Raw genomic sequence first — 19,861 nt, forward strand, 5'->3', positions numbered from 1 at the left:
CAACAGCAACAGCAACAGCAGAGTAGGGTGGAGTGAGTGGCTTGGCAAGATCTTTGGAAGTTACCAAGGTTGCCAGGTTGCACTCATTCAAGATTGAAAAAAATGATTTGATTGAAACACTGGGTGCAGTATTAAACCCTGTAGCAGATTACTGGAGATCCACCGATGCCCACACCCGTCGCACGCGTACAACCCCCGGGTATATGTAGTCTGAAGTCCGATTCACCGATTGCTCGGTACGCGATGTGCTGAGCTCTGAGGGAGGGCCACCTCTCTCTGCACACGATCAGGCAGAAACTCCCCTTGAACCCCACCTCCGTCACCCACTTTGTTGCGCAATCGGTAAAACACCGTTGCATCTAAGACTAAGGTCGTCTGGTTGCCGTCCAACAGCCGCATAAAGTAAGGACGTGGGTTACATTCCCTCTCTGTGCTGCTAGGACAAAAACAATGAACGACAGCATTTACCTCTCGATACAAAACAGCCCCCGTTTCAAGGAGCTGGTCAGCAAGCGCGAACGGTTCGCCTGGATACTCTCGGCGATCATGCTCGGCCTGTACTGCGCTTTCATCCTTCTGATCGCCTACGGTCCCCAGATACTGGGCGCCAAGATCAGCCCTGAGTCATCGATCACCTGGGGCATTCCCCTGGGCGTCGGGCTGATCATCTCGGCATTTGTCCTGACCGCCATCTACGTGCGCCGAGCCAACGGCGAATTCGATGAGCTGAACAAGGCCATCCTGAAGGAGGCGCAACAATGATTCGTCATGCCAAGACACTGGCCGTTCTGGCCTGCGGCGTCTTCGCACCCGCCGTGTGGGCTGCCGATGCCCTGACCGGCGAGGTGCAGAAACAACCGCTGAACGTTTCTGCCATCGCCATGTTCGTGGCGTTCGTGGCTTTCACCCTGGGCATCACCTACTGGGCCTCCAAGCGCAACAAATCCGCCTCGGACTACTACGCTGCCGGTGGTCGCATCACCGGGTTCCAGAACGGCTTGGCCATCGCCGGGGACTACATGTCGGCAGCCTCGTTCCTGGGTATTTCCGCACTGGTGTTCACCTCCGGCTACGATGGCCTGATCTACTCCATCGGTTTCCTGGTAGGCTGGCCGATCATCCTCTTCCTGATCGCCGAGCGCCTGCGCAACCTGGGCAAGTACACCTTCGCCGATGTGGCCTCCTATCGCCTGGGGCAAAAGCAGATCCGCACCCTGTCGGCCTCAGGCTCGCTGGTGGTGGTGGCCTTCTACCTGATTGCGCAGATGGTCGGTGCAGGCAAGTTGATCGAACTGCTGTTCGGCCTGGACTACCACGTGGCCGTGATCCTGGTCGGTATCCTGATGTGCCTGTACGTGCTGTTCGGCGGCATGCTGGCCACCACCTGGGTACAGATCATCAAGGCGGTGCTGTTGCTGTCGGGTGCAAGCTTCATGGCGCTGATGGTGATGAAGCACGTGGGCTTTGACTTCAACACCCTGTTCTCCGAAGCCATCAAGGTGCATGCCAAGGGCGAGGCCATCATGAGCCCCGGCGGTCTGGTCAAAGACCCCATCTCGGCCTTCTCGCTGGGCCTGGCCTTGATGTTCGGTACGGCTGGCCTGCCACACATCCTGATGCGCTTCTTCACCGTCAGCGATGCCAAGGAAGCCCGCAAGAGCGTGCTCTATGCCACAGGTTTCATCGGTTACTTCTACATCCTGACCTTCATCATCGGCTTCGGCGCCATCCTGTTGGTCAGCACCAACCCGGACTTCAAGGACGCCGCCGGCGCCTTGCTGGGCGGTAACAACATGGCCGCCGTGCACTTGGCCAATGCCGTAGGCGGAAGTGTGTTCCTGGGCTTCATCTCGGCCGTGGCCTTCGCCACCATCCTGGCGGTTGTGGCAGGCTTGACCCTGGCGGGTGCCTCGGCGGTGTCCCATGACCTGTACGCCAGCGTGTGGCGCAAGGGCAAGGCCAACGACAAGGACGAAATCCGCGTCTCGAAGATCACCACCGTTGCACTGGGCGTCCTGGCCATTGGCCTGGGCATCCTGTTCGAGAAACAGAACATCGCCTTCATGGTGGGCCTTGCCTTCTCCATTGCGGCCAGCTGCAACTTCCCCGTACTGCTGCTCTCGATGTACTGGAAGAAGTTGACCACCCGTGGCGCCATGATTGGCGGCTGGCTTGGCCTGATCAGCGCGGTGACGCTGATGGTGCTCGGCCCGACCATCTGGGTGCAGATCCTTGGTCACGAGAAAGCGATCTATCCTTACGAGTACCCGGCCTTGTTCTCGATGCTGATTGCCTTCGTGGGTATCTGGTTCTTCTCGATCACCGACAAGTCCACGGCTGCCGAAAACGAGCGGGCGCTGTTCTTCCCGCAGTTCGTACGCTCGCAGACTGGCCTGGGCGCTTCAGGGGCGGTATCGCACTGATTCGCAGGCATGAAAAAACCGCGCCTCGGCGCGGTTTTTTTTGCTGCACTAAATCATGCCGAGTAACAGCAACACCAACAAGATCACCAGCACCACACCGACGATGCCGGACGGGCCATAACCCCAGCTGCGCGAGTGCGGGAACACTGGCAAGCCGCCAATCAACAGAAGGATCAGGATGATGATGAGAATCGTGGTCATGGAGGAGTCCTTGCGTGGTTGAGGGTCAAGGGCCCAGGTTGCCGGCCTCTTGTAACTAATGACCGGCGCCGCTTGTGAAAGATTCCATCGGCGTGTTGGTCATCGCCCCGTCTTTGTGCGCAGCGGGCGGTTCATGGTCGCTCATTCACTTGCCTGATAAGCACCCGCTCTGGGCATAGGCTTGATTAGACTGGGGCCACAACCTCTGAAAAAGGCAGTCGCCATGCACAAGCGCATCATGATCACGGGCGCAGGCTCCGGGCTGGGCCGCGAAATTGCCCTGCGTTGGGCGCGCGAAGGCTGGCGCCTGGCGTTGGCCGACATCAGTGAGGCTGGGCTGCGTCAGACACTGGAAATGGTGCGTGCCGCAGGCAGCGACGGGTTCGTACAACGGTGCGATGTACGTGACTACAGCCAGCTCACCGCGCTGGCCCAGGCCTGCGAGGAGCACTTCGGCGGCATCGATATCATCGTCAATAACGCCGGCGTGGCATCAGGCGGGTTCTTCGCCGAGTTGTCGCTCGAAGACTGGGACTGGCAGATTTCGGTAAACCTCATGGGCGTGGTCAAAGGCTGCAAGGCTTTTCTGCCGCTGCTTGAGCGTAGCAAAGGGCGCATCGTCAACATCGCCTCCATGGCAGCGCTCATGCAGGGCCCCGGCATGAGCAACTACAACGTCGCCAAGGCGGGGGTGCTGGCGCTCTCGGAAAGCCTGCTGGTGGAGCTGCGCCAACTGGGGGTGGGTGTGCACGTGGTCTGCCCGTCATTTTTCCAGACCAATCTGCTGGACTCCTTCCGTGGGCCGGACCCGGCCATGAAAGCGCAGGTCGGCAAGCTGCTGGAAGGCTCGCCCATCAGTGCCAGCGATATCGCCGACTGCATCTACCGCCAGGTGGCTGACGGGCAGTTCCTGATCCTGCCCCACGAAGCGGGCCGTCAGGCCTGGGCGTTGAAATGCCAGGCACCTGAGCGGCTGTACGATGAAATGGCCGACATGGCAGTGAAGATGCGTGCGAAGGCCCGAGCCCGTTAAGGCGTAGGGTGGATCCGTAAGAAAGGTTACCTAGGCGTGTCGGGTCTTTCTGAATGAGGGTGGAAGTATTGAGTAGCCAAATGGCTACGCTGCACGCTCCGGTTTTCCCTTTCGCTGGAGGACCGGAACATGTTGGTAATAGGACGCGAAGTGGGCGAGGTCATCATGATCGGCGATGACATCCGAATCATGGTGGTAGAAACCCGGGACGGGGTGGTGCGCTTCGGTGTCGATGCACCCAGGGAAGTGCCGGTGCACCGCGCCGAGGTCTACAGGCGCATCAAGGAAACGCAATGTGCCAGGGCGCGCAGGGCGAACAAGGCTTCATGAGGCCGACTGGCGTCGACGCGCACGGGCATCATTCCAGCAGTTCGCGGGGCACGTCGTGCTTGGCCAGCAGCTGGCACTGCTGGCTTTCCGGATCGAACAGGATGAACGCCTGCCCCTTGGATAGCGCTTGGCGAACTCTCAGCACACGGGTTTCCAACGGTGTGTCATCGCCATTGTCGGTGCCGTCGCGGGTGACGAAGTCCTCGATCAGGCGGGTGAGGGTGTCGGCTTGCAGGTGTTCGTAGGGTATCAGCATGGGTAACGTGTCTGAATGAGTTGTAGGCATCCTACGCGATTTCGATGGCGCAGGGACCGCCCGCCAGGCGGTCCCGCGCATTCCGTCAGGTCTTCTGACCGACCAGGCTGTCCACCGCCGGCACGCGAGTGTCGCTCTCCATCTGCGCATCGTGCTCGAGCTGGTGACTGAAGCGCTCCAGGGACGCATTGGCCGGCTGCGAGTCGCTGGCGAACACGGGCGGGCTCAACAGGTAAGCCGACAACAGCTGGCTCAACGCGGCCAGGCTGTCGATGTGCGTGCGCTCATAGCCATGGGTGGCATCGCAGCCGAAGGCGACCAGCGCCGTGCGGATGTCGTGGCCTGCGGTCACCGCAGAGTGGGCATCGCTGAAGTAGTAGCGGAACAGGTCGCGGCGTACCGGCAATTCCTGTTCGCCTGCAAGTTTGAGCAGGTGCCGGGACAAGTGGTAGTCGTACGGCCCGGACGAATCCTGCATGGCCACGCTGACGGCGTGCTCACTGGAGGCCTGGCCGGGGGCGACCGGGGCGATATCGATCCCGACGAACTCGCTGACATCCCAGGGCAGGGCGCCGGCGGCACCCGAGCCGGTTTCTTCGGTGATGGTGAACAGCGGGTGGCAATCGATCAGCGGCTGACGGCCGCTTTCCACCACGGCTTTCAAGGCCGCCAGCAAGGCGGCGACCCCGGCCTTGTCATCCAGATGACGGGCGCTGATGTGACCGCTGTCGGTGAACTCGGGCAGCGGATCGAAGGCCACGAAGTCGCCAATCCCCACGCCCAACGCCTCGCAATCGGCACGGGTGGCGCAGTAAGCGTCCAGGCGCACTTCCACATGGTCCCAACTGATGGGCATCTGGTCGATGGCGGTATTGAAGGCATGCCCACTGGCCATCAGCGGCAGTACGCTGCCACGAAATACGCCCGTATCGGTGAACACGCTGACGCGGCTGCCTTCGGCGAAGCGGCTGGACCAGCAGCCCACCGGCGCCAGGGCCAGGCGACCGTTGTCCTGCACCTGGCGCACGCTGGCGCCAATGGTGTCCAAGTGCGCGGAGACGGCGCGGTCCGGGGAGCTTTGACGCCCTTTGAGGGTGGCGCGAATAGTGCCGCGTCGAGTCAGCTCGTAGGGAATGCCCAGCTCGTCCAGGCGCTCGGCCACGTAGCGCACGATGGTGTCGGTGAAGCCTGTAGGGCTGGGGATGGCGAGCATCTCCAGCAAGACACGCTTGAGGTACTCGAGATCGGGTTCGGGATGTCGTTCGGACATGTCCAGGCCTCCGGTCGGTTGAAAAATCGTTGGATGATCCGGTCGTAACAGTCGAGCGGGAGCGGCGCTGGCGCCGGGCTCCCGTCGAAGCGGAGCATGGGTGTATCAGGCCAGCGGCCTGCTATGGGGGAACAACAAGTCGATGAAGCGCTCTGCCGTGGGCTGTGGCTCGTGATTGGCCAGGCCTGCGCGCTCGTTGGCTTCGATGATGACGTAGTCGGGTTCGCTGGCATCCTTGACCATGAAATCAAGGCCCACCACGGGTATCTCCAGTGCCCGCGCTGCACGAATGGCCGCATCGGCGAGTGTAGGGTGAAGGCGTGCCGTGACATCCTCGAGCGTGCCGCCGGTGTGCAGGTTGGCGGTGCGCCGCACGGCCAGCTGGCGACCTGCGGGCAACACATCCTCGAACCCAAAGCCGGCCGCGGCCAGCGTGCGCTCGGTTTCATCGTCCACCGGGATCTTGCTTTCGCCCCCGGTGGCCGCTTGGCGGCGCCGGCTTTGTGCGTCGATCAGTTCGCGGATGCTGTGCGTACCATCGCCCATCACCTGCGCCGGGTGGCGAATCGCGGCCGCGACCACTTCATAGCCGATGACCACGATGCGCAAGTCATGCCCGGCATGGAAGCTTTCCAACAGCACGCGGCTGTCGAACTGACGGGCGTGTTCGACCGCACGCGTGACGTCTTCGAGGGTAGTGAGGTTGACCGCTACGCCCTGGCCCTGTTCGCCATCCACGGGTTTGACCACGACCGCGCCGTGGTCCTCGAGGAACGCCAGGTTGTCATCGGCGTTACCGGCCAATTGCTGCGCCGGCACAAGCAGACCTGCGGTGTGCAGGGCGTGTTGGGTCAGGCGCTTGTCCTGGCACAAGGTCATGGTCACGGCGCTGGTCAGGTCGCTGAGCGACTCCCGGCAGCGTACACGGCGACCGCCCAGGCTCAGGGTGAAGAGCCCGGCAGCCGCGTCGCACACCTGCACCTCGATACCCCGGCGCAGGGCCTCATCGACGATGATCCGCGCATAGGGGTTGAGGTCAGCCTGTGGCCCAGGGCCCAGGAACAGGCGTTCGTTGATGACGTTCTTGCGCTTGACGGCGAACGTGGGCAGGTTGCGAAAGCCCAGTTTTTCGTACAGGCGCTTGGCCTGGCGGTTGTCATGCAACACCGACAGGTCCAGATAGGCAAGGCCGCGGCTCATGAAGTGCTCGATCAGATGACGCACCAGTACTTCACCCACCCCGGGGCGGGTGCAGTGCGGATCGACGGCCAGGCACCACAGGCTGCTACCGTGTTCCGGGTCGTCGAAGGCCTTGGCGTGGTTCAAGCCCATGACACTGCCGATGATCGCGCCACTGTCTTCGTCCTCGGCCAGCCAGTACACCGGCCCACCCAAGTGGCGCGGGGTGAGCAGCTCCGGGTCGACGGGCAGCATGCCGCGTGCCTGGTAGAGCGTGTTGATGGCTTGCCAGTCACTGGGATTTTGCGCACGGCGCACGCGAAACCCGCGAAATACCCGTTGCGCCGGGCGATAGTCGGTGAACCACAGGCGCAGGGTGTCCGAGGGGTCCAGGAACAGTTGCTGCGGCGCGTGTGCCAGCACCTGCTGGGGCGCTGCCACGTACAGGGCGATGTCGCGTTCGCCGCGGCATTCGCCCAACAGGTCTTCGGCTAGCTTGGCCGGGTCGGCATAGGTATGCCCGATCAATAGTCGTCCCCAGCCACAGTGCAGGGCACGTGGCTGATCGTGAGGCTCGCTGCCATCGCCCGCAAGGCGTGCCTGCAGGCGCTCGTAAGAGGGCGCCTGGCCGCGCAGCAGGCGCTGGCCATAGGCCGTTTCGTGGGCTTTCATGGGTTCAGAGTCCTTGTTCGGTCAGCCACAGGTTCAGCGCCGCCAACTGCCACAGTTTGGATCCGCGCAGGGGGGTGAGCTGGCCGTGCGGGTTGCTTAGCAGACGGTCGATCATGGCCGGATTGAACAGGCCGCGGTCCTGGCTGGGGTCGGTCAGCAGGTCGCGGACCCAACCCAGGGTGGCGCCTTCGAGGTGCTTGAGGCCAGGCACCGGGAAGTAACCCTTCTTGCGGTCGATGACCTCGTGCGGAATCACTCGGCGCGCCGCCTCCTTGAGCACCTGCTTGCCGCCGTCGGGCAGCTTGAAGCGTGCCGGAATGCGGGCCGACAGTTCTGCCAGGCGGTAGTCCAGGAACGGCGTACGGGCTTCCAGCCCCCAGGCCATGGTCATGTTGTCAACGCGCTTGACCGGGTCGTCCACCAGCATCACCGTGCTGTCCAGGCGCAGGGCCTTGTCCACGGCGGCGTCGGCGCCAGGGCGGGCGAAGTGTTCACGGACGAAGTCGCCAGCGGCATCGTTCTCCAGCTGCCAGGCCGGCTGCACGGTGTCACGGTATTCGGCATGGCTGCGGTCGAAGAACGCTTCGCGGTACGCCGCGAATGCATCGTTGGCGCCATCGACCTGCGGGTACCAGTGGTAGCCGGCAAACAGCTCGTCGGCTCCCTGGCCGCTCTGCACGCCCTTGCAGTGCTTGGCCACTTCCCGCGACAGCAGGTAGAAGGCGATGCAGTCGTGGCTGACCATCGGCTCGCTCATGGCACGGAACGCCGCGGGCAGTTGGTCGATGATCTCGTGCTCGGCAATGCGCAGTTGATGGTGGCGGGTACCGTAGTGTTTGGCGATCAGGTCCGAGTACTGGAATTCGTCTCCGCGCTCGCCGCCTGCATCCTCGAAACCGATGGAGAAGGTCGACAGGTCATCCACACCCACTTCGCGCAGCAGGCCGACCAGCAGGCTGGAATCGACACCGCCGGAGAGCAGCACGCCCACGTCGACGGCGGCGCGCTGGCGGATGGCAACCGCATCGCGGGTGGCGTCCAGTACGCGTGTGGTCCAATCCTCGAGGGTCAGGTCACGCTCATCCGGGTTGGGGCCGTACTGGAGTTGCCACCAGGTGCTGCGCTCGACTTCGCCGTGGCGGTCGATGCGCATCCAGGTCCCGGGTTCGAGCTTCTGCACGTTGGCCAACAGCGTGCGCGGTGCCGGGACCACGGCATGGAAATTCAGGTAATGGTTCAGCGCCACCGGGTCGAGCATCGGGTCGATGTCGCCCCCTTTGAGCAGCGCCGGCAAGGTGGAGGCAAAGCGCAGGCGCTCGCCGTTGCGCGAGAGGTACAGGGGCTTTACGCCCAGGCGGTCGCGGGCCAGGAACAGGCGCTGACTGTCGCGCTCCCAGATAGCCAGGGCGAACATGCCGTTGAGCTTGGGCAGCAACGCCTCGCCCCAGGCGTGGTACCCCTTGAGCAGCACTTCCGTGTCACCGTCGGACCAGAAGGTATAGCCCAGGTCCAGCAGTTCCTGGCGCAGTTCAGGGAAGTTGTAGATGGCGCCGTTGAAGGCCAGTGACAGGCCTAACGTGCTGTCCTGCATGGGCTGGGCGGAGCCGTCGGACAGGTCCATGATTTTCAGGCGACGGTGGCCGAGGGCGATCGGCCCCTGGCTGTGAAAGCCCCACGCATCCGGGCCACGTGGCGCCAGGTGATGAGTGATTCGCTCAACGGCAGCCAGGTCGGCTGGGCGAGGGGCTTGACCGAGGGGGGTGAAACGCAATTCTCCAGCTAGTCCGCACATGTAACGTAAACCCTTTGAGTTTCGGCACTCATGGCGTCACTGGCTTTTCACTCGTACCCCATTTGTACCGCCTCCAAACGCCAGGGCTGATCAAGCCCCGCCCAATCGTGAGGGGGTGATCCACCTGGCGCATGCAGAGCAGCACCTGCACGCTGTGCCCGAGTTGCGCGGCGATGAATGCCGGGTTCATGCCGGCCACCAGGAACATGGTCGCGTACGTGTGGCGCGTGTCGTACAGCCTGCGGTGCCTGATACCAAGCGTACGCAAAGCTGCCAGCCAGTAACGTTGTTGACTCGCTTCGGGGCGTATGAACAGCGCCGAACGGTCGTCTGTCCCACTGGGCGCGAACACGTCATCTGAACGCGCCTCGGTGAGCGGTCTGGGTTTTTCGAGGGCGTGCAAGGCCCGATCGTTCAATAAAACTTTACGTGGGCGCCTGGTTTTGGTGCGAATTTCGGTGATTCCTCGTGGCTGAAGTCCGCCTCTGTGGGTCGACGTCCAGCATCGATCCATCGCGTTCAAACCCAGTGCTACGCCTACCTGAGCGCGCCTTCGCACGCTCGGATGAAGCCCGCCAGGCGGGAGGCGTTAATCTTCGCAATGCCGTTCGTCGACGCTTGGCGGCGGCTAATCCTCCACACGGGATGTTGACCCAGGACGATTTTGGTGGTCATCTGCGCGCCTGTTTCAGGTGCCCCCTGCCGCCGTGCATGGGGTGAAACGGGAAGCCGGTTCGTCGCCCCAGGGTGATCAGTCCGGCGCTGCCCCCGCAACGGTATGCGAGCGATGCTTTCGACAGACCACTGTGCCACAGGCATGGGAAGGTGACGGCATCATGACCCTCGCGAGCCCGGAGACCGGCCTGAAGCCTTGTTTGGCAAACCCGCGGTGGGCGGGCGCAGGCCGGTTTCCGTGGGCGCGTGCGCCTGCGCGTTCCCCATGCGTTGTTCCCTCCGGGATTCTTTCATTCCTGCTGCAAAAGGAAAGATATGTCCCGCTTTAGTGTTTTTCATACCCCTCAAGGGGCGTTGCTGGGTGCGAGCCTGGTGCCCTGTGTGTGCATGGCCGTACCGATTCAGGCAGCCGAAGACGGCCTTGCACTGGCATTGCCCGCCACGGCCATCACCGGCACTGCCGAGCAGAACCCTTCCATGGACTTGCACACCCCTGGCACCAGCGGTTCGCGCCTGCACCTCACGCCCTTGGAAACGCCAGCCAGCGTCACCAGCATCAGCGCCGAGCACATCAGTGGACGCAACAACGCCACGGTGCAGGCAGCAGTGACCCGCACTCCCGGCATCACCTTCATCGGCACGCCTGGCAACGGTGGCACTGCGCTTTCGGCCCGTGGCTTCACCGGGCACAGTTCGACCATGCAGCTGTATGACGGCACCCGCCTGTACGTGGGTGCTGGCACCGTCACGTTTCCCGTGGACACCTGGGCTGTGGACCGCATCGACGTACTGCGCGGCCCGGCTTCGGTGTTGTACGGGGAGGGCGCCACCGGTGCGGTGATCAACGTGGTGCCCAAGAAGCCCTTCGACGGCGAGGTTCGCAACCTTGTCCGCCTGGGCTACGGTTCCCATGATCGCCGGCAGTTGGCGTTGGACAGCGGCGGTTCGCTGACCGATACCCTGAGCTATCGCTTGAACCTCAACAAACTGGACAGCAATGGCTGGGTCGACCGTGGTGAGTCAGCCAGCGTTGCTGTCAGCGGTTCATTGCGCTGGCAGCCGAACGACGATTTCAGCATCACCCTCAGCCATGACTACGGTGACCAGGATCCGCAGCAGTATTTCGGTACGCCGCTGGTCAATGGGCATTACCGTGAGTCGCTGCGTGACCACAACTACAACGTGGCCAATGCCGAGGTGCATTACAACGATCAGTCCACTCGCCTGGTCACGGACTGGGTGATCACCGACAACCTGACCGCCTGCAATCAGCTGTACTTCCTCAAGGCCCAGCGCCGGTGGCGAAATGCCGAAAGCTACACCTGGCTGCCTGGCGACCAGGTGCAGCGCAGCAGTTTCATCAGCATCAAGCAGACCCAGGAGCAGATCGGGGATCGCCAGTCGTTCACCCTGCAGCACGCGTTGTTCGGCCTGGACAGCCAGACCGTTGTTGGCGCCGACTACAATGCGATCCGCTTCGTGCGCAAACATGATTTCGGCAATACCTTTACCGACACCGTGCCACTGTCGGGCTCGGGCGGCGGTGACTACATCAGCACCGACCCCTATCGCTCGCGCGAAGCCAACCAGGCACGGCAATTCTCGCTGTTCGCCGAAAACCGCACGCAACTCACCGAGCGTCTGTCGCTGATCACCGGTGTGCGGCGTGATCAGGTGCATCTGAACCGTGACGATCTGGACACCGATACCCGCTCGGACCGCAGCCTGAGTGGCGACAACTGGCGGGCAGGCCTGGTGTTCGCGCTGACCGAGGACCTCTCGGTCTATGGTCAGTACGCCACCAGCACCGAGGGCGTGAGCAACCTGCTGACGCTCAGTACAGCGCAACAAAGCTGGGACCTGAGTACCGCCAAACAGACCGAAGTCGGTGTCAAACAGATGCTCCCCGATGGCCGTGGCGAGTGGACGCTTGCGGCCTACCACATCGTCAAGAAAAAGCTCTTGAGCAGCGACCCGCTCAACCCTGTCCTTCAGCAACAGGTCGGCCAGCAATCCTCGGACGGCATCGAGGCCACCTTGGCGTTGCGCCTGCCCTACGATGTGCAGCTTTCGGCCAACGCCGCCTGGGTGCGCGCGGAGTACGACGAGTTTGCCAGTGGAACCAGCAACTACAGCGGCAATCGGCCGGTCGATGTGCCCCGGCGATCGGCCAACCTGTGGTTGAGCAAGGACTTTGGTCGGTTGCTCAGTGCCGGGGCGGGTGTGCGGTATGTCGACAGCCGCTATGGGGACAATGCCAACACCGTGCAGGTGCCGAGCTACACCGTGGTCGACGCCAACGTTGACTGGCACGTGCAGCCGGACCTGACCTTGGGCTTGCAGCTCAACAACCTGTTCGATCGCCAGTACGCGACCACCACCGGCAACAATGGGCGCCAGTGGTACCTGGGCGAGCCAAGGTCATTTTTCGTCACGGCGGATTACCGCTTCTGACCTGTTGCACCGGCCTTCGGGCCGGTGCTTGCTGGAGTGAATCCGATGACTCGACTGAGTATCGAGGGCCTGCATTGGGCAGTGCCCGAGGCGGGGCGCAGGGTGCGCCAGATCCTGCAAGGCGTGGACCTGCATGTGGACGACGGTGAGTGCGTAGGGCTTATCGGCCCTAACGGCAGTGGCAAGACCAGCCTGCTACGTTGCGCTTATCGCGCCACGCCACCCACCGCAGGCAGCGTCAGCTTGAGCGGTGCCGATATCTGGCAACGCAGCCCGCGCTGGTGTGCGCAGCGTATCGCGGTGGTGCTTCAGGAGTTTCCTGGCGAGTTTGGATTGAGTGTTGCCGAAGTGGTGGCCATGGGGCGCACGCCGCACAAGGCCCTGTTTGACGGCGACTCGCCCGAGGACCGGCAAAGGGTTGCTCACACGCTCGTGCTGGTTGGGCTGGCAGGTTATGACGGGCGCACGTTCGCTTCGCTATCCGGGGGCGAGAAGCAGCGCGTGCTACTGGCCCGGGCACTGGTCCAGGCCCCTGAGCTGCTGATTCTCGACGAGCCAACCAACCACCTCGACCCGCGTTACCAGCTTGGGCTTTTGCGGCATTTGCGCAGCCTGGGGCTGAGCACCCTGGCCAGCTTCCACGACCTCAACCTGGCGGCGGCATTCTGCGACCGCCTGTACGTCATCGACGCTGGCCGAATCCGTGTCAGTGGCACGCCCCAGCAGGTGCTGACCGGCGAACTGATCCAGGAGGTGTTTGGTGTCCAGGCGCTGGTCGACCTTCATCCGCTGCACCCTTACCCCCGCATTACCTGGATAACCCGACCATGAACGCTCGCTTTCTGATCGCCCTGATAACGCTCTTGTTTGCGCTGCCTGCCGTGGCCAGCGAGTACCCGCTGAACGTGCGCAGTTGTGAGCGCCTGGTGACGTTCAGCAAGGCTCCCCAGCGGGTGGTGGTGCACGATGTGAACATGACCGCCATGCTGCTGCACCTGGGGCTGCGAGACAGCATCATCGGCTACACAGGGTTCACCCGAAGTAAACACCGTGACCCATGGATTGACGCTGCGCTGGAGGGCATACCGCAACTGGCCAGTCGGTATCCTTCCATTGAAACGCTGCTGGCAGTCGATACCGACCTGTTTTTCGCCGGCTGGAACTATGGCATGCACGTAGGAGGGCCGGTCACCCCCGCGACGCTGGCACCCTTTGGGGTCCCGGTCTACGAGTTGAGCGAGTCCTGCTCTTGGGTCATGCCTGGCCAACGTGCGAGTTTCGATGACGTTTACCGCGATCTGGACAACCTGGGGCGCATGTTCGATCACCCGCGCCAGGCGCAAGCGCTGATCCACCAGATGCGCCAGCGAATCGCCACGGTGCAAGCGCGGGTAGGGCAGGCGCAACACCGACCACGGGTCTTTTTGTACGACAGCGGCGAAGATCGTCCGATGACATCGGGGCGTCTGGGCATGCCGCAGGCACTGATCGACGCAGCCGGTGGCGTGAACGTGATGGAAGAGGTGGCCGCCAGTTGGACCCAGGTCAATTGGGAAAGCGTGGTAGAGCGCGACCCTGACGTGATCCTGATTGTCGACTACGGGCCAAGGACCTGGCAGCAGAAACGTGATTTTCTGATGCAGCAGCCTGCGTTGAAAGAGGTACGGGCCATTCGCGAGCAGCGCTTCTTACCCCTGACCTACCTGCAGGTCACCCCCTCGGTGGAGAACGTCGAGGCGGTGGAGAACATTGCCCGCGCCCTGCACCCCGAGCTGTTCGCAGCGGGGGCACCGTGACCTTGGCGCGCAGCCCGGTGCATTATGGTTGGCTGATCGTGATGCTGGTCATCCTGCTGGTGTCGTCATCGGTCGTGTCGCTGGCATTTGGCCCGGCATCGGTGCCCTTGACCCACGTCATCGGGATCGTCGCGCAGCAATTGGGCATCGACTGGGGGCCTGCGCTCAGCAAGAGCCAGGTGCACATCGTCTGGCTCATCCGTGCCCCGCGTGTGCTGTTGGGCGCACTGGTCGGGGCGGGGCTTGCCTTGGTGGGCACAGCCCTGCAGTCCGTCACCCGAAACCCCCTGGCAGATCCGCATTTGCTGGGCGTCAGCGCCGGCGCGGCGTTGGGCGCGGTGCTGGTGATGCTCTATGTCGGGGACTTTGTCGGTGTACTCAGCCTGCCGCTGGCTGCGTTCGCGGGGGCAATAGGGAGCATGCTGCTGGTGATCGGCGTGGCGCGTCGCAGTGGGCGCCTGGAAAGCGATCGCCTGCTGTTGGCGGGGGTCGCGGTGTCCTTCGTACTCATGGCCGTGGTCAACGTGCTGCTCTATACCGGTGACCAGCACGCTGCGGCGTCGGTGGTGTTCTGGATGCTGGGTGGGCTGGGGGCTGCCCGATGGGAGGTCATCTGGCTGCCGGCACTGTGCGTGCTGCTTGGGCTGTGTGCCCTACAGGTGATGGGGCGCGGCCTGAATGCACTGATGAGTGGGGAGCAGACCGCGATCAGCCTGGGCGTCTGCGGCCGGCGCCTGCGCCTTCAGGTGTTCATCTGCACGTCCTTGTTGACCGGGGTGCTGGTCTCGCTGTCGGGCGCCATTGGTTTCGTTGGCCTGATGGTGCCCCACGTAGCGCGCCTGCTGGTGGGGGCGGACAATCGGAGGCTAATGCCGGTCAGTGCGCTACTGGGTGGGGTGTTTCTGGTGTGGGTGGATGTGGCTGCCCGTACCCTGATCGCACCGCAGGACCTGCCGATCGGCATTGCGACCGCAGCACTGGGCGGGGTGTTCTTCATGCTGTTGCTCAAGCGGTGACGCCACGGCAAGCCACGCTGGAGGGCTTGCCGTGGCCTGCATCAGAAGTCCAGGGTAAGCCCTGCATACAGCGCACGGCCGTCGCCGGGGGAGTGCAGTGACGCATCTGCCCCATCCGGGTCGTACCAGACGTACTCGAAGTAGCGGTTGGTCAGGTTCTTCAACTGCAAGTCCACGCTCATGGTTTCGCTGAGCTTGTAGGTTGCACCGAGGTTCATCAGTACGTAGCCGCCATACGTACCTTGGGTGTTCTCCCGCTCCAGGTAGTAGTGGGTCTGCCCGTTCGCCCAGGCAGTCAGCTGCAGCGCGGGCGTGGCCTGGTAGCTGATGCCGGTGTTCCACAGATGGTGGGGCACGTGATCGATTTCCTGGCCTTTGCTGCCTGGTAACGCGCTGCTGGGCTCAAGGATCTTGGAGTACTGCCAGGAGTACGACATCCATACCTCGGTGCGCTCTTCCGGGTGCAGGTTGACCTGCAGGTCATAGCCCCAACGGCGTGTCTCCCCGACATTGTCTGACTCCCCGCTGGGGTCGTTCAGGCGCCGGCTCACTTCGCCAGAGGCATCCTGACGCCAGTAGGCCACGCGGCCATCGACCCAGCTGGCCGGGGTGAACTTGATGCCGGTTTCCCAGCCTTCGTTGATCGAAGGGGCCAGGTCCTCGTTGCGCGGCGGCACCTTGTACGCTGCGGCGCCGGTCCCGACCTGGAAGGTGCGGCCCCAGTTGGCATAAACGCTGGCGAACTTCCATGGCGAATAGACAATGCTGAGCTTGGGCTGTTTGATCAGCCCGTAGTCGTTGATGTCGTAGCCCTGCCCGGTCATCTTGTTGGTGAAGTCACCACTGATCTTGTCCACCCGGTAGGCCGGCACGATCTTCAACGATTCGAACGGCTCGATCTGCGCCTGTACGTAGGCACCGACCGTGTTGAAGTCGAAGTCCTGGTCGCGTGTCTGCGCCTGGCGTACACGCTCCACGGTGCGGTAGCGCTCGCTGCGGTTCTGTTGCTTCTCCACATCGCTGCCACCTTCCAGCGCAAAGGCGTGCAGCCAGTCCACCTGGGGTCGCCAGGTCAGCGAGGTGATGGCGCCGTACTGGTCCTCGTAGGTGTCGCGCTCCTGCTGTGAACTCGTGCGCCAGTACTGGGTCCAGCGACGGTCGTCATAGGTATTGAGGTAGGTCTTGGCCGACCAAGACAGGGTCTCGGCCAGGTCGGCGTCCAGGTGCACACTGACCTGGTTCATCCGTCGCGTGCCTTTGTCCGTGGCGTTGTAGTCATTACTCATGCGCGGATGATGGCGGGCGTCATCCTCGGTCAGGTAACCGGCCTCCTGGGCTTCGGAGGTGTAGTGGCGGGCGATCAGGCCAAGGCGGTAGCTGCCATCGTCAGGGGTATAGAACCACTTGCCGCCGAAACTGTAGCGTTCGGTGTCGGCATGATCGCGGTAACCGTCGACCTGCTGGCGGGCGAAGAAGTAGTTCTGCGTCCAGTTGCTGGTCTCGATGCCTTTGGCCAGTTGCACCTCGCGGGTGTTGAAACTGCCGTAGCGCAGGCGCGCCTTGTTGTAGTTGCCGCCAGTGCGGGTGTTGATGTTGACGTTTCCGGCGATGTTGTTCAGGCCATAGCGCGGGTCGCTGGTGCCGCGCACCACGTCGATGCTGTCGATGTCCATGGGGAACACCGCGTCGATGAAGGGCATGTTGCCGTCATTGGTGTTGCTGGGGATCCCATCGATCAGCAACTTGACCGCATTCACTTCGCCTTCGCCATTGAAGCCGCGAAACGACAGCTTGCCCGAGGTAGTGCCTTGGTTGAACTCGGTGAGCATCACCCCCGGTGCCCGGCGCAACAGCTCCCAGCTGTAGGCCACTGGCATTTTTTCGAGGATGTCACCGCCTAGAATATCCACCGAACTGAGCACGCTGCGGGTGGCCAGCGGGCCGCTTTCGGTACTGGTCACGCTGACCGCACCGAGGGTCATTATCGAGTTCTCGGCAGAGCGTGTTTCGGCAACGGCCGATGACAAGGGGCTAAGGCTGTAAACAGCGAGCACGGGCAGGACGGCGCGTGCGGTATGACGAAACGCAGACATGAAGTGTTTCCTGGAGACAGTCGAGCAGCGCTGCGCGCCGCATGGTGCGGGGCAGCATTGGGTAAGCGGCGACGGGTCAGGCCAGGGGGGAGGCGCGGGGGTTGAGTTTGGGCCACTGCTCACGCGGCAACGGCAGCTTGTGGCTGTCGCCGATCAGCAGTGCGTCGGGCCAGTAGCGGGGGAACAGGTGGCGATAGTAATTGCTGGCCATCAAGGCATGCCCGGCATGGCCACAGCAGCAGTCACCGACCTGGTGTTTCATTTCTGGCTGATCGTCAAGCTGCGGCAGTTCGGCCTTGAGCTGGGCCAGCAGTGACTTGGGCAGGCTTTGCGCACCGTGCAGGCTGCAGAAGCTGCCCAGGATCAGCGATTGGCTGTCGATGCTGGGGGATTGCAAGGCGCGGTCGAGCGGCATCGCCAGCAGGTTGAACAGCACGGCAATGGCTGCAAGCAAACACACAAGTGAGCGTGCACGTACGGTCATCCGACCCCCAGGCGAACAAGGCCCGTATTAAGCCTTATTCGCGCTCGGGGATGAAAGGTCGCAGCTGCGCCCTATTGTCGCAGGGCGCCTGCCTGGACGAGGCACCTGCTATTTGCCCCGAACCAGCCGGCGCAGTGCAAAGCGGTTGGGGTGGCAGGCTTCGGCGACCGTTCGCGGTACCGGCAGCGGCTCGCCGCTGACCCAGGCCGCCACCAGCTCACCGCTGAGCGGCGCGGTGATCAAACCCCGTGAGCCGTGGCCGCTGTTGACGTACAGGCCCTCGAGCCAAGGGCATGCCACCTGCGGCACTTGTCGTGCGTCCCGGGCAAGGGCTGCATAGGCCTGGGCGAAGGCAGGGTCGTCGGCCAACGGCCCAACAATAGGCAGGTAGTCCGGGCTGGTGCACCGGAAAGCGGCGCGGCCTTCAAGCGCCTGCACATTGAACCCCGTTGCGCCAAGGCGGCGGGACAGGTCAGGAGAAATTTCGTCCAGCAGCGCCAGGTTGCCCTCATGCTCGGCCGCCGTGGGGGTCAGGTCAGTGCTGTGGAAATCGAAGCTGGCGCCCAGGGTGTGTTCGCCGCATCGCGCAGGCGCTACATAGCCTTGCGCGCAGACCACGGTGCCCAGCCCTTGGCTCTGGGGTGTTGCGGGTAGCCGGGTGATCTGCCCACGGATGCGCTTGAGCGGCAAGCCGGCACAGGGCTCGAGCCGTTTGACCTCGGCAGCACTGGCCAGAACCATCACTGGCGCGTCGGCCAGCAACTGATCACCGGCCCAGGCCTGCCACCGCCCAGCGACCTTGTGCAGCGACAGAACCTCTTGGTGCGGGACCAGGCGGATGTTCGGATGCTCAAGCTGTTGGCGGCACAGCGCCGGTGGATGCACCCAGCCGCCTTCGGGATAGAACAGCCCACCTGCCGGTAGGGTGATGCCGGCAACGGCCTGGGCCTGGTCCTTGGTCAATGCGTGTACCAGCCCGGGCTCGAAGGCCTGCACCAGCTTGTCCTGGCGCGCCGCCTCCTTGTCGTCGAAGGCCAGTTGCAGGACGCCGCAGGCGTCCCAGTCTTCGCCGCGCTGAAGGTGCTCAAGCTGACGGCGGGTGTAGCCGAAACCGGCGAGAATCATTCGGGACAAGGCCGTGCCGTGCGCCGATAGCTTGAGGTACAGCACCCCCTGCGGGTTGCCGGACGCTTCCTGCGCCGCTGCCGCATGCCGCTCCAGTACCGTGACCTGCCAGCCTCGACGGGCCAGGCTTGCCGCCGTGCAGCTGCCGGCCAGCCCTGCACCCACCACCACGGCCTGACGCGGCCCATCACTTGAAGGCGGTCGGGCGTACCAAGGCGCTGTCGGGGCAGGGGGTGGGCCCACATACGCCCCGCTCATTACTTCCCACTTCTTGCCGATGCCAGGCACCTTCTTCATGGCAAAACCCGCCTCCACGAGGCTGCGGCGTACCCAGCCGGTGGTGGTGAACGTACCCAGCACGGTACCGGGGTGGGACAGCCGCGCCAGTTGCGCGAACAGTGCCGGGGTCCACATGTCGGGGTTCTTGGCAGGGGCAAAGCCATCGAGGAACCAGACATCGACCTGGGCGTCGAGCTCTGGCAATTGCTCGAGCACATCACCAATCAGCAGGGTGAGGGTGACGCGCCCACCTTCGAAGGTGAATTGCTGATACCCCGGGTGCACTGCCACGTATTGCGCCAGCAAAGGCTGGCTGTAAGCGGCAAGCTCTGGCCACAGGCTGATGGCACGGGCCAGGTCATCGCGGTCCAGGGGGAATTTCTCGACGCTGACGAAATGAAGCCGGGCGTCTGCGTGGGCATGTTGCGCGAACAGTTGCCAGGCGCAGTAGAAATTCATGCCGGTGCCAAAGCCCGTCTCGCCGATGACCACGCAGGCATGGGGCGCCATTGCAGTGAAACGTTCCGCCAGGCGGGTCTGTCCGAGAAACACATGGCGGGTTTCATCGATGCCTTCGTTGACGGCGAAGTACACGTCATCGTAATGCCGCGAATGAGGGCGGCCCTGTTCGTCCCAGTCGATCTGGGCGTGCTGGAGAGGGGGAGATACGGTCATGGCGGGTGCGCAGCGACAAGCGACTGAAGAAGTGGCGATAGTCGCATGGCTGGGGCTTTCTTGCAGCCCAAACCCCCGCCCCAGGTGTGCTTTTGCGCTAGTCTTGTT

Annotated in this window: 17 protein-coding genes and 1 riboswitch; of the genes, 8 read left to right on the forward strand and 9 right to left on the reverse strand. The window is 63.2% G+C overall.

The window, feature by feature from the left end; genetic code table 11:
- The first annotated feature begins 450 nt into the window (after window positions 1-450).
- Window positions 451-762 (forward strand): DUF485 domain-containing protein, encoded by a 312-nt coding sequence (locus B2Y33_RS21555; RefSeq protein ID WP_023533810.1) that lies wholly within the window; start codon window positions 451-453, stop codon window positions 760-762.
- The gene (locus B2Y33_RS21560) at window positions 759-2,423 is read left to right on the forward strand and encodes a cation acetate symporter (protein WP_027915845.1); all 1,665 of its coding nucleotides are present in this window, start codon (window positions 759-761) and stop codon (window positions 2,421-2,423) included. Before B2Y33_RS21555 ends, B2Y33_RS21560 begins: the two co-directional genes overlap by 4 nt.
- 48 nt (window positions 2,424-2,471) lie before the next feature.
- Here the strand turns inward: B2Y33_RS21560 and B2Y33_RS21565 are convergent, their stop codons facing one another.
- Window positions 2,472-2,624, reverse strand: coding sequence for a DUF3309 family protein (locus B2Y33_RS21565; RefSeq protein WP_012271016.1), 153 nt, complete (start codon window positions 2,622-2,624; stop codon window positions 2,472-2,474).
- A gap of 223 nt (window positions 2,625-2,847) precedes the next feature.
- Here B2Y33_RS21565 and B2Y33_RS21570 point away from each other — a divergent pair, with 223 nt between their 5' ends.
- Both B2Y33_RS21570 and csrA read left to right on the forward strand, forming a co-directional pair.
- Window positions 2,848-3,657: an SDR family oxidoreductase gene (locus B2Y33_RS21570; protein ID WP_104926452.1), complete on the forward strand. Its 810-nt coding sequence runs from the start codon at window positions 2,848-2,850 to the stop codon at window positions 3,655-3,657.
- A gap of 129 nt (window positions 3,658-3,786) precedes the next feature.
- Window positions 3,787-3,987 (forward strand): carbon storage regulator CsrA, encoded by a 201-nt coding sequence (gene csrA, locus B2Y33_RS21575; RefSeq protein ID WP_059183723.1) that lies wholly within the window; start codon window positions 3,787-3,789, stop codon window positions 3,985-3,987.
- Window positions 3,988-4,015: 28 nt separating this feature from the next.
- Here the strand turns inward: csrA and B2Y33_RS21580 are convergent, their stop codons facing one another.
- From B2Y33_RS21580 to B2Y33_RS21600, 5 genes are all read right to left on the reverse strand, one after another.
- A complete protein-coding gene (locus tag B2Y33_RS21580) occupies window positions 4,016-4,243 on the reverse strand; it encodes a YheU family protein (protein WP_027915848.1) in 228 nt (75 codons plus the stop codon).
- Window positions 4,244-4,328: 85 nt separating this feature from the next.
- Entirely contained in the window at window positions 4,329-5,513 is a 1,185-nt protein-coding gene (locus B2Y33_RS21585; RefSeq protein WP_023533809.1) for an osmoprotectant NAGGN system M42 family peptidase, read from the reverse strand.
- A gap of 105 nt (window positions 5,514-5,618) precedes the next feature.
- Entirely contained in the window at window positions 5,619-7,364 is a 1,746-nt protein-coding gene (gene ngg / locus B2Y33_RS21590; RefSeq protein WP_027915849.1) for an N-acetylglutaminylglutamine synthetase, read from the reverse strand.
- 4 nt (window positions 7,365-7,368) lie between these two features.
- Entirely contained in the window at window positions 7,369-9,156 is a 1,788-nt protein-coding gene (locus B2Y33_RS21595; RefSeq protein WP_027915850.1) for an N-acetylglutaminylglutamine amidotransferase, read from the reverse strand.
- Between the two features lie 28 nt (window positions 9,157-9,184).
- Window positions 9,185-9,559 carry a hypothetical protein gene (locus tag B2Y33_RS21600; protein ID WP_241195011.1) on the reverse strand — a complete coding sequence of 125 codons (375 nt, stop codon included), beginning with the start codon at window positions 9,557-9,559 and terminating at the stop codon, window positions 9,185-9,187.
- A 270-nt stretch (window positions 9,560-9,829) separates the two neighbouring features.
- Window positions 9,830-10,037: riboswitch (cobalamin riboswitch) on the forward strand.
- Between the two features lie 109 nt (window positions 10,038-10,146).
- Here B2Y33_RS21600 and B2Y33_RS21605 point away from each other — a divergent pair.
- From B2Y33_RS21605 to B2Y33_RS21620, 4 genes are read left to right on the forward strand one after another with little or no spacing between them, the layout of a single operon-like run.
- A complete protein-coding gene (locus B2Y33_RS21605) occupies window positions 10,147-12,285 on the forward strand; it encodes a TonB-dependent receptor (RefSeq protein WP_376743993.1) in 2,139 nt (712 codons plus the stop codon).
- 45 nt (window positions 12,286-12,330) lie between these two features.
- Window positions 12,331-13,116: an ABC transporter ATP-binding protein gene (locus B2Y33_RS21610; protein WP_027915852.1), complete on the forward strand. Its 786-nt coding sequence runs from the start codon at window positions 12,331-12,333 to the stop codon at window positions 13,114-13,116.
- On the forward strand, window positions 13,113-14,081 hold the full coding sequence (locus B2Y33_RS21615) for an ABC transporter substrate-binding protein (protein ID WP_206406079.1): 969 nt from the start codon (window positions 13,113-13,115) through the stop codon (window positions 14,079-14,081). The genes B2Y33_RS21610 and B2Y33_RS21615 overlap by 4 nt, the downstream gene beginning before the upstream one ends.
- The gene (locus tag B2Y33_RS21620) at window positions 14,078-15,097 is read left to right on the forward strand and encodes a FecCD family ABC transporter permease (protein WP_027915854.1); all 1,020 of its coding nucleotides are present in this window, start codon (window positions 14,078-14,080) and stop codon (window positions 15,095-15,097) included. Before B2Y33_RS21615 ends, B2Y33_RS21620 begins: the two co-directional genes overlap by 4 nt.
- 41 nt (window positions 15,098-15,138) lie before the next feature.
- On the opposite strand, the gene B2Y33_RS21625 is transcribed toward B2Y33_RS21620, so the two are convergent.
- From B2Y33_RS21625 to mnmC, 3 genes are all read right to left on the reverse strand, one after another.
- Window positions 15,139-17,190, reverse strand: a complete 2,052-nt coding sequence (locus B2Y33_RS21625) for a TonB-dependent receptor (RefSeq protein WP_206406080.1) — start codon at window positions 17,188-17,190, stop codon at window positions 15,139-15,141.
- A 76-nt stretch (window positions 17,191-17,266) separates the two neighbouring features.
- A complete protein-coding gene (locus B2Y33_RS21630) occupies window positions 17,267-17,674 on the reverse strand; it encodes a DUF2946 family protein (RefSeq protein WP_023533821.1) in 408 nt (135 codons plus the stop codon).
- A gap of 108 nt (window positions 17,675-17,782) precedes the next feature.
- Complete coding sequence (gene mnmC / locus B2Y33_RS21635; protein ID WP_206406081.1) at window positions 17,783-19,753, reverse strand: bifunctional tRNA (5-methylaminomethyl-2-thiouridine)(34)-methyltransferase MnmD/FAD-dependent 5-carboxymethylaminomethyl-2-thiouridine(34) oxidoreductase MnmC; 1,971 nt, start codon at window positions 19,751-19,753, stop codon at window positions 17,783-17,785.
- Between the last annotated feature and the right edge of the window lie 108 nt (window positions 19,754-19,861).

It is taken from the genome of Pseudomonas sp. UBA5666 (genome assembly GCF_002420785.1).
Classification (GTDB): Bacteria; Pseudomonadota; Gammaproteobacteria; order Pseudomonadales; family Pseudomonadaceae; genus Aquipseudomonas; species Aquipseudomonas fulva.

What these genes read in the sequence shown, in the direction of transcription:
- B2Y33_RS21555 (WP_023533810.1), top strand. Translation starts at nt 451, where the DNA reads ATGAACGACAGCATTTACCTCTCGATACAAAACAGCCCCCGTTTCAAG.
- B2Y33_RS21560 (WP_027915845.1), top strand. Translation starts at nt 759, where the DNA reads ATGATTCGTCATGCCAAGACACTGGCCGTTCTGGCCTGCGGCGTCTTC.
- B2Y33_RS21565 (WP_012271016.1), bottom strand. Translation starts at nt 2,624, where the DNA reads ATGACCACGATTCTCATCATCATCCTGATCCTTCTGTTGATTGGCGGC.
- B2Y33_RS21570 (WP_104926452.1), top strand. Translation starts at nt 2,848, where the DNA reads ATGCACAAGCGCATCATGATCACGGGCGCAGGCTCCGGGCTGGGCCGC.
- csrA (WP_059183723.1), top strand. Translation starts at nt 3,787, where the DNA reads ATGTTGGTAATAGGACGCGAAGTGGGCGAGGTCATCATGATCGGCGAT.
- B2Y33_RS21580 (WP_027915848.1), bottom strand. Translation starts at nt 4,243, where the DNA reads ATGCTGATACCCTACGAACACCTGCAAGCCGACACCCTCACCCGCCTG.
- B2Y33_RS21585 (WP_023533809.1), bottom strand. Translation starts at nt 5,513, where the DNA reads ATGTCCGAACGACATCCCGAACCCGATCTCGAGTACCTCAAGCGTGTC.
- ngg (WP_027915849.1), bottom strand. Translation starts at nt 7,364, where the DNA reads ATGAAAGCCCACGAAACGGCCTATGGCCAGCGCCTGCTGCGCGGCCAG.
- B2Y33_RS21595 (WP_027915850.1), bottom strand. Translation starts at nt 9,156, where the DNA reads ATGTGCGGACTAGCTGGAGAATTGCGTTTCACCCCCCTCGGTCAAGCC.
- B2Y33_RS21605 (WP_376743993.1), top strand. Translation starts at nt 10,147, where the DNA reads ATGTCCCGCTTTAGTGTTTTTCATACCCCTCAAGGGGCGTTGCTGGGT.
- B2Y33_RS21610 (WP_027915852.1), top strand. Translation starts at nt 12,331, where the DNA reads ATGACTCGACTGAGTATCGAGGGCCTGCATTGGGCAGTGCCCGAGGCG.
- B2Y33_RS21615 (WP_206406079.1), top strand. Translation starts at nt 13,113, where the DNA reads ATGAACGCTCGCTTTCTGATCGCCCTGATAACGCTCTTGTTTGCGCTG.
- B2Y33_RS21625 (WP_206406080.1), bottom strand. Translation starts at nt 17,190, where the DNA reads ATGTCTGCGTTTCGTCATACCGCACGCGCCGTCCTGCCCGTGCTCGCT.
- B2Y33_RS21630 (WP_023533821.1), bottom strand. Translation starts at nt 17,674, where the DNA reads ATGACCGTACGTGCACGCTCACTTGTGTGTTTGCTTGCAGCCATTGCC.
- mnmC (WP_206406081.1), bottom strand. Translation starts at nt 19,753, where the DNA reads ATGACCGTATCTCCCCCTCTCCAGCACGCCCAGATCGACTGGGACGAA.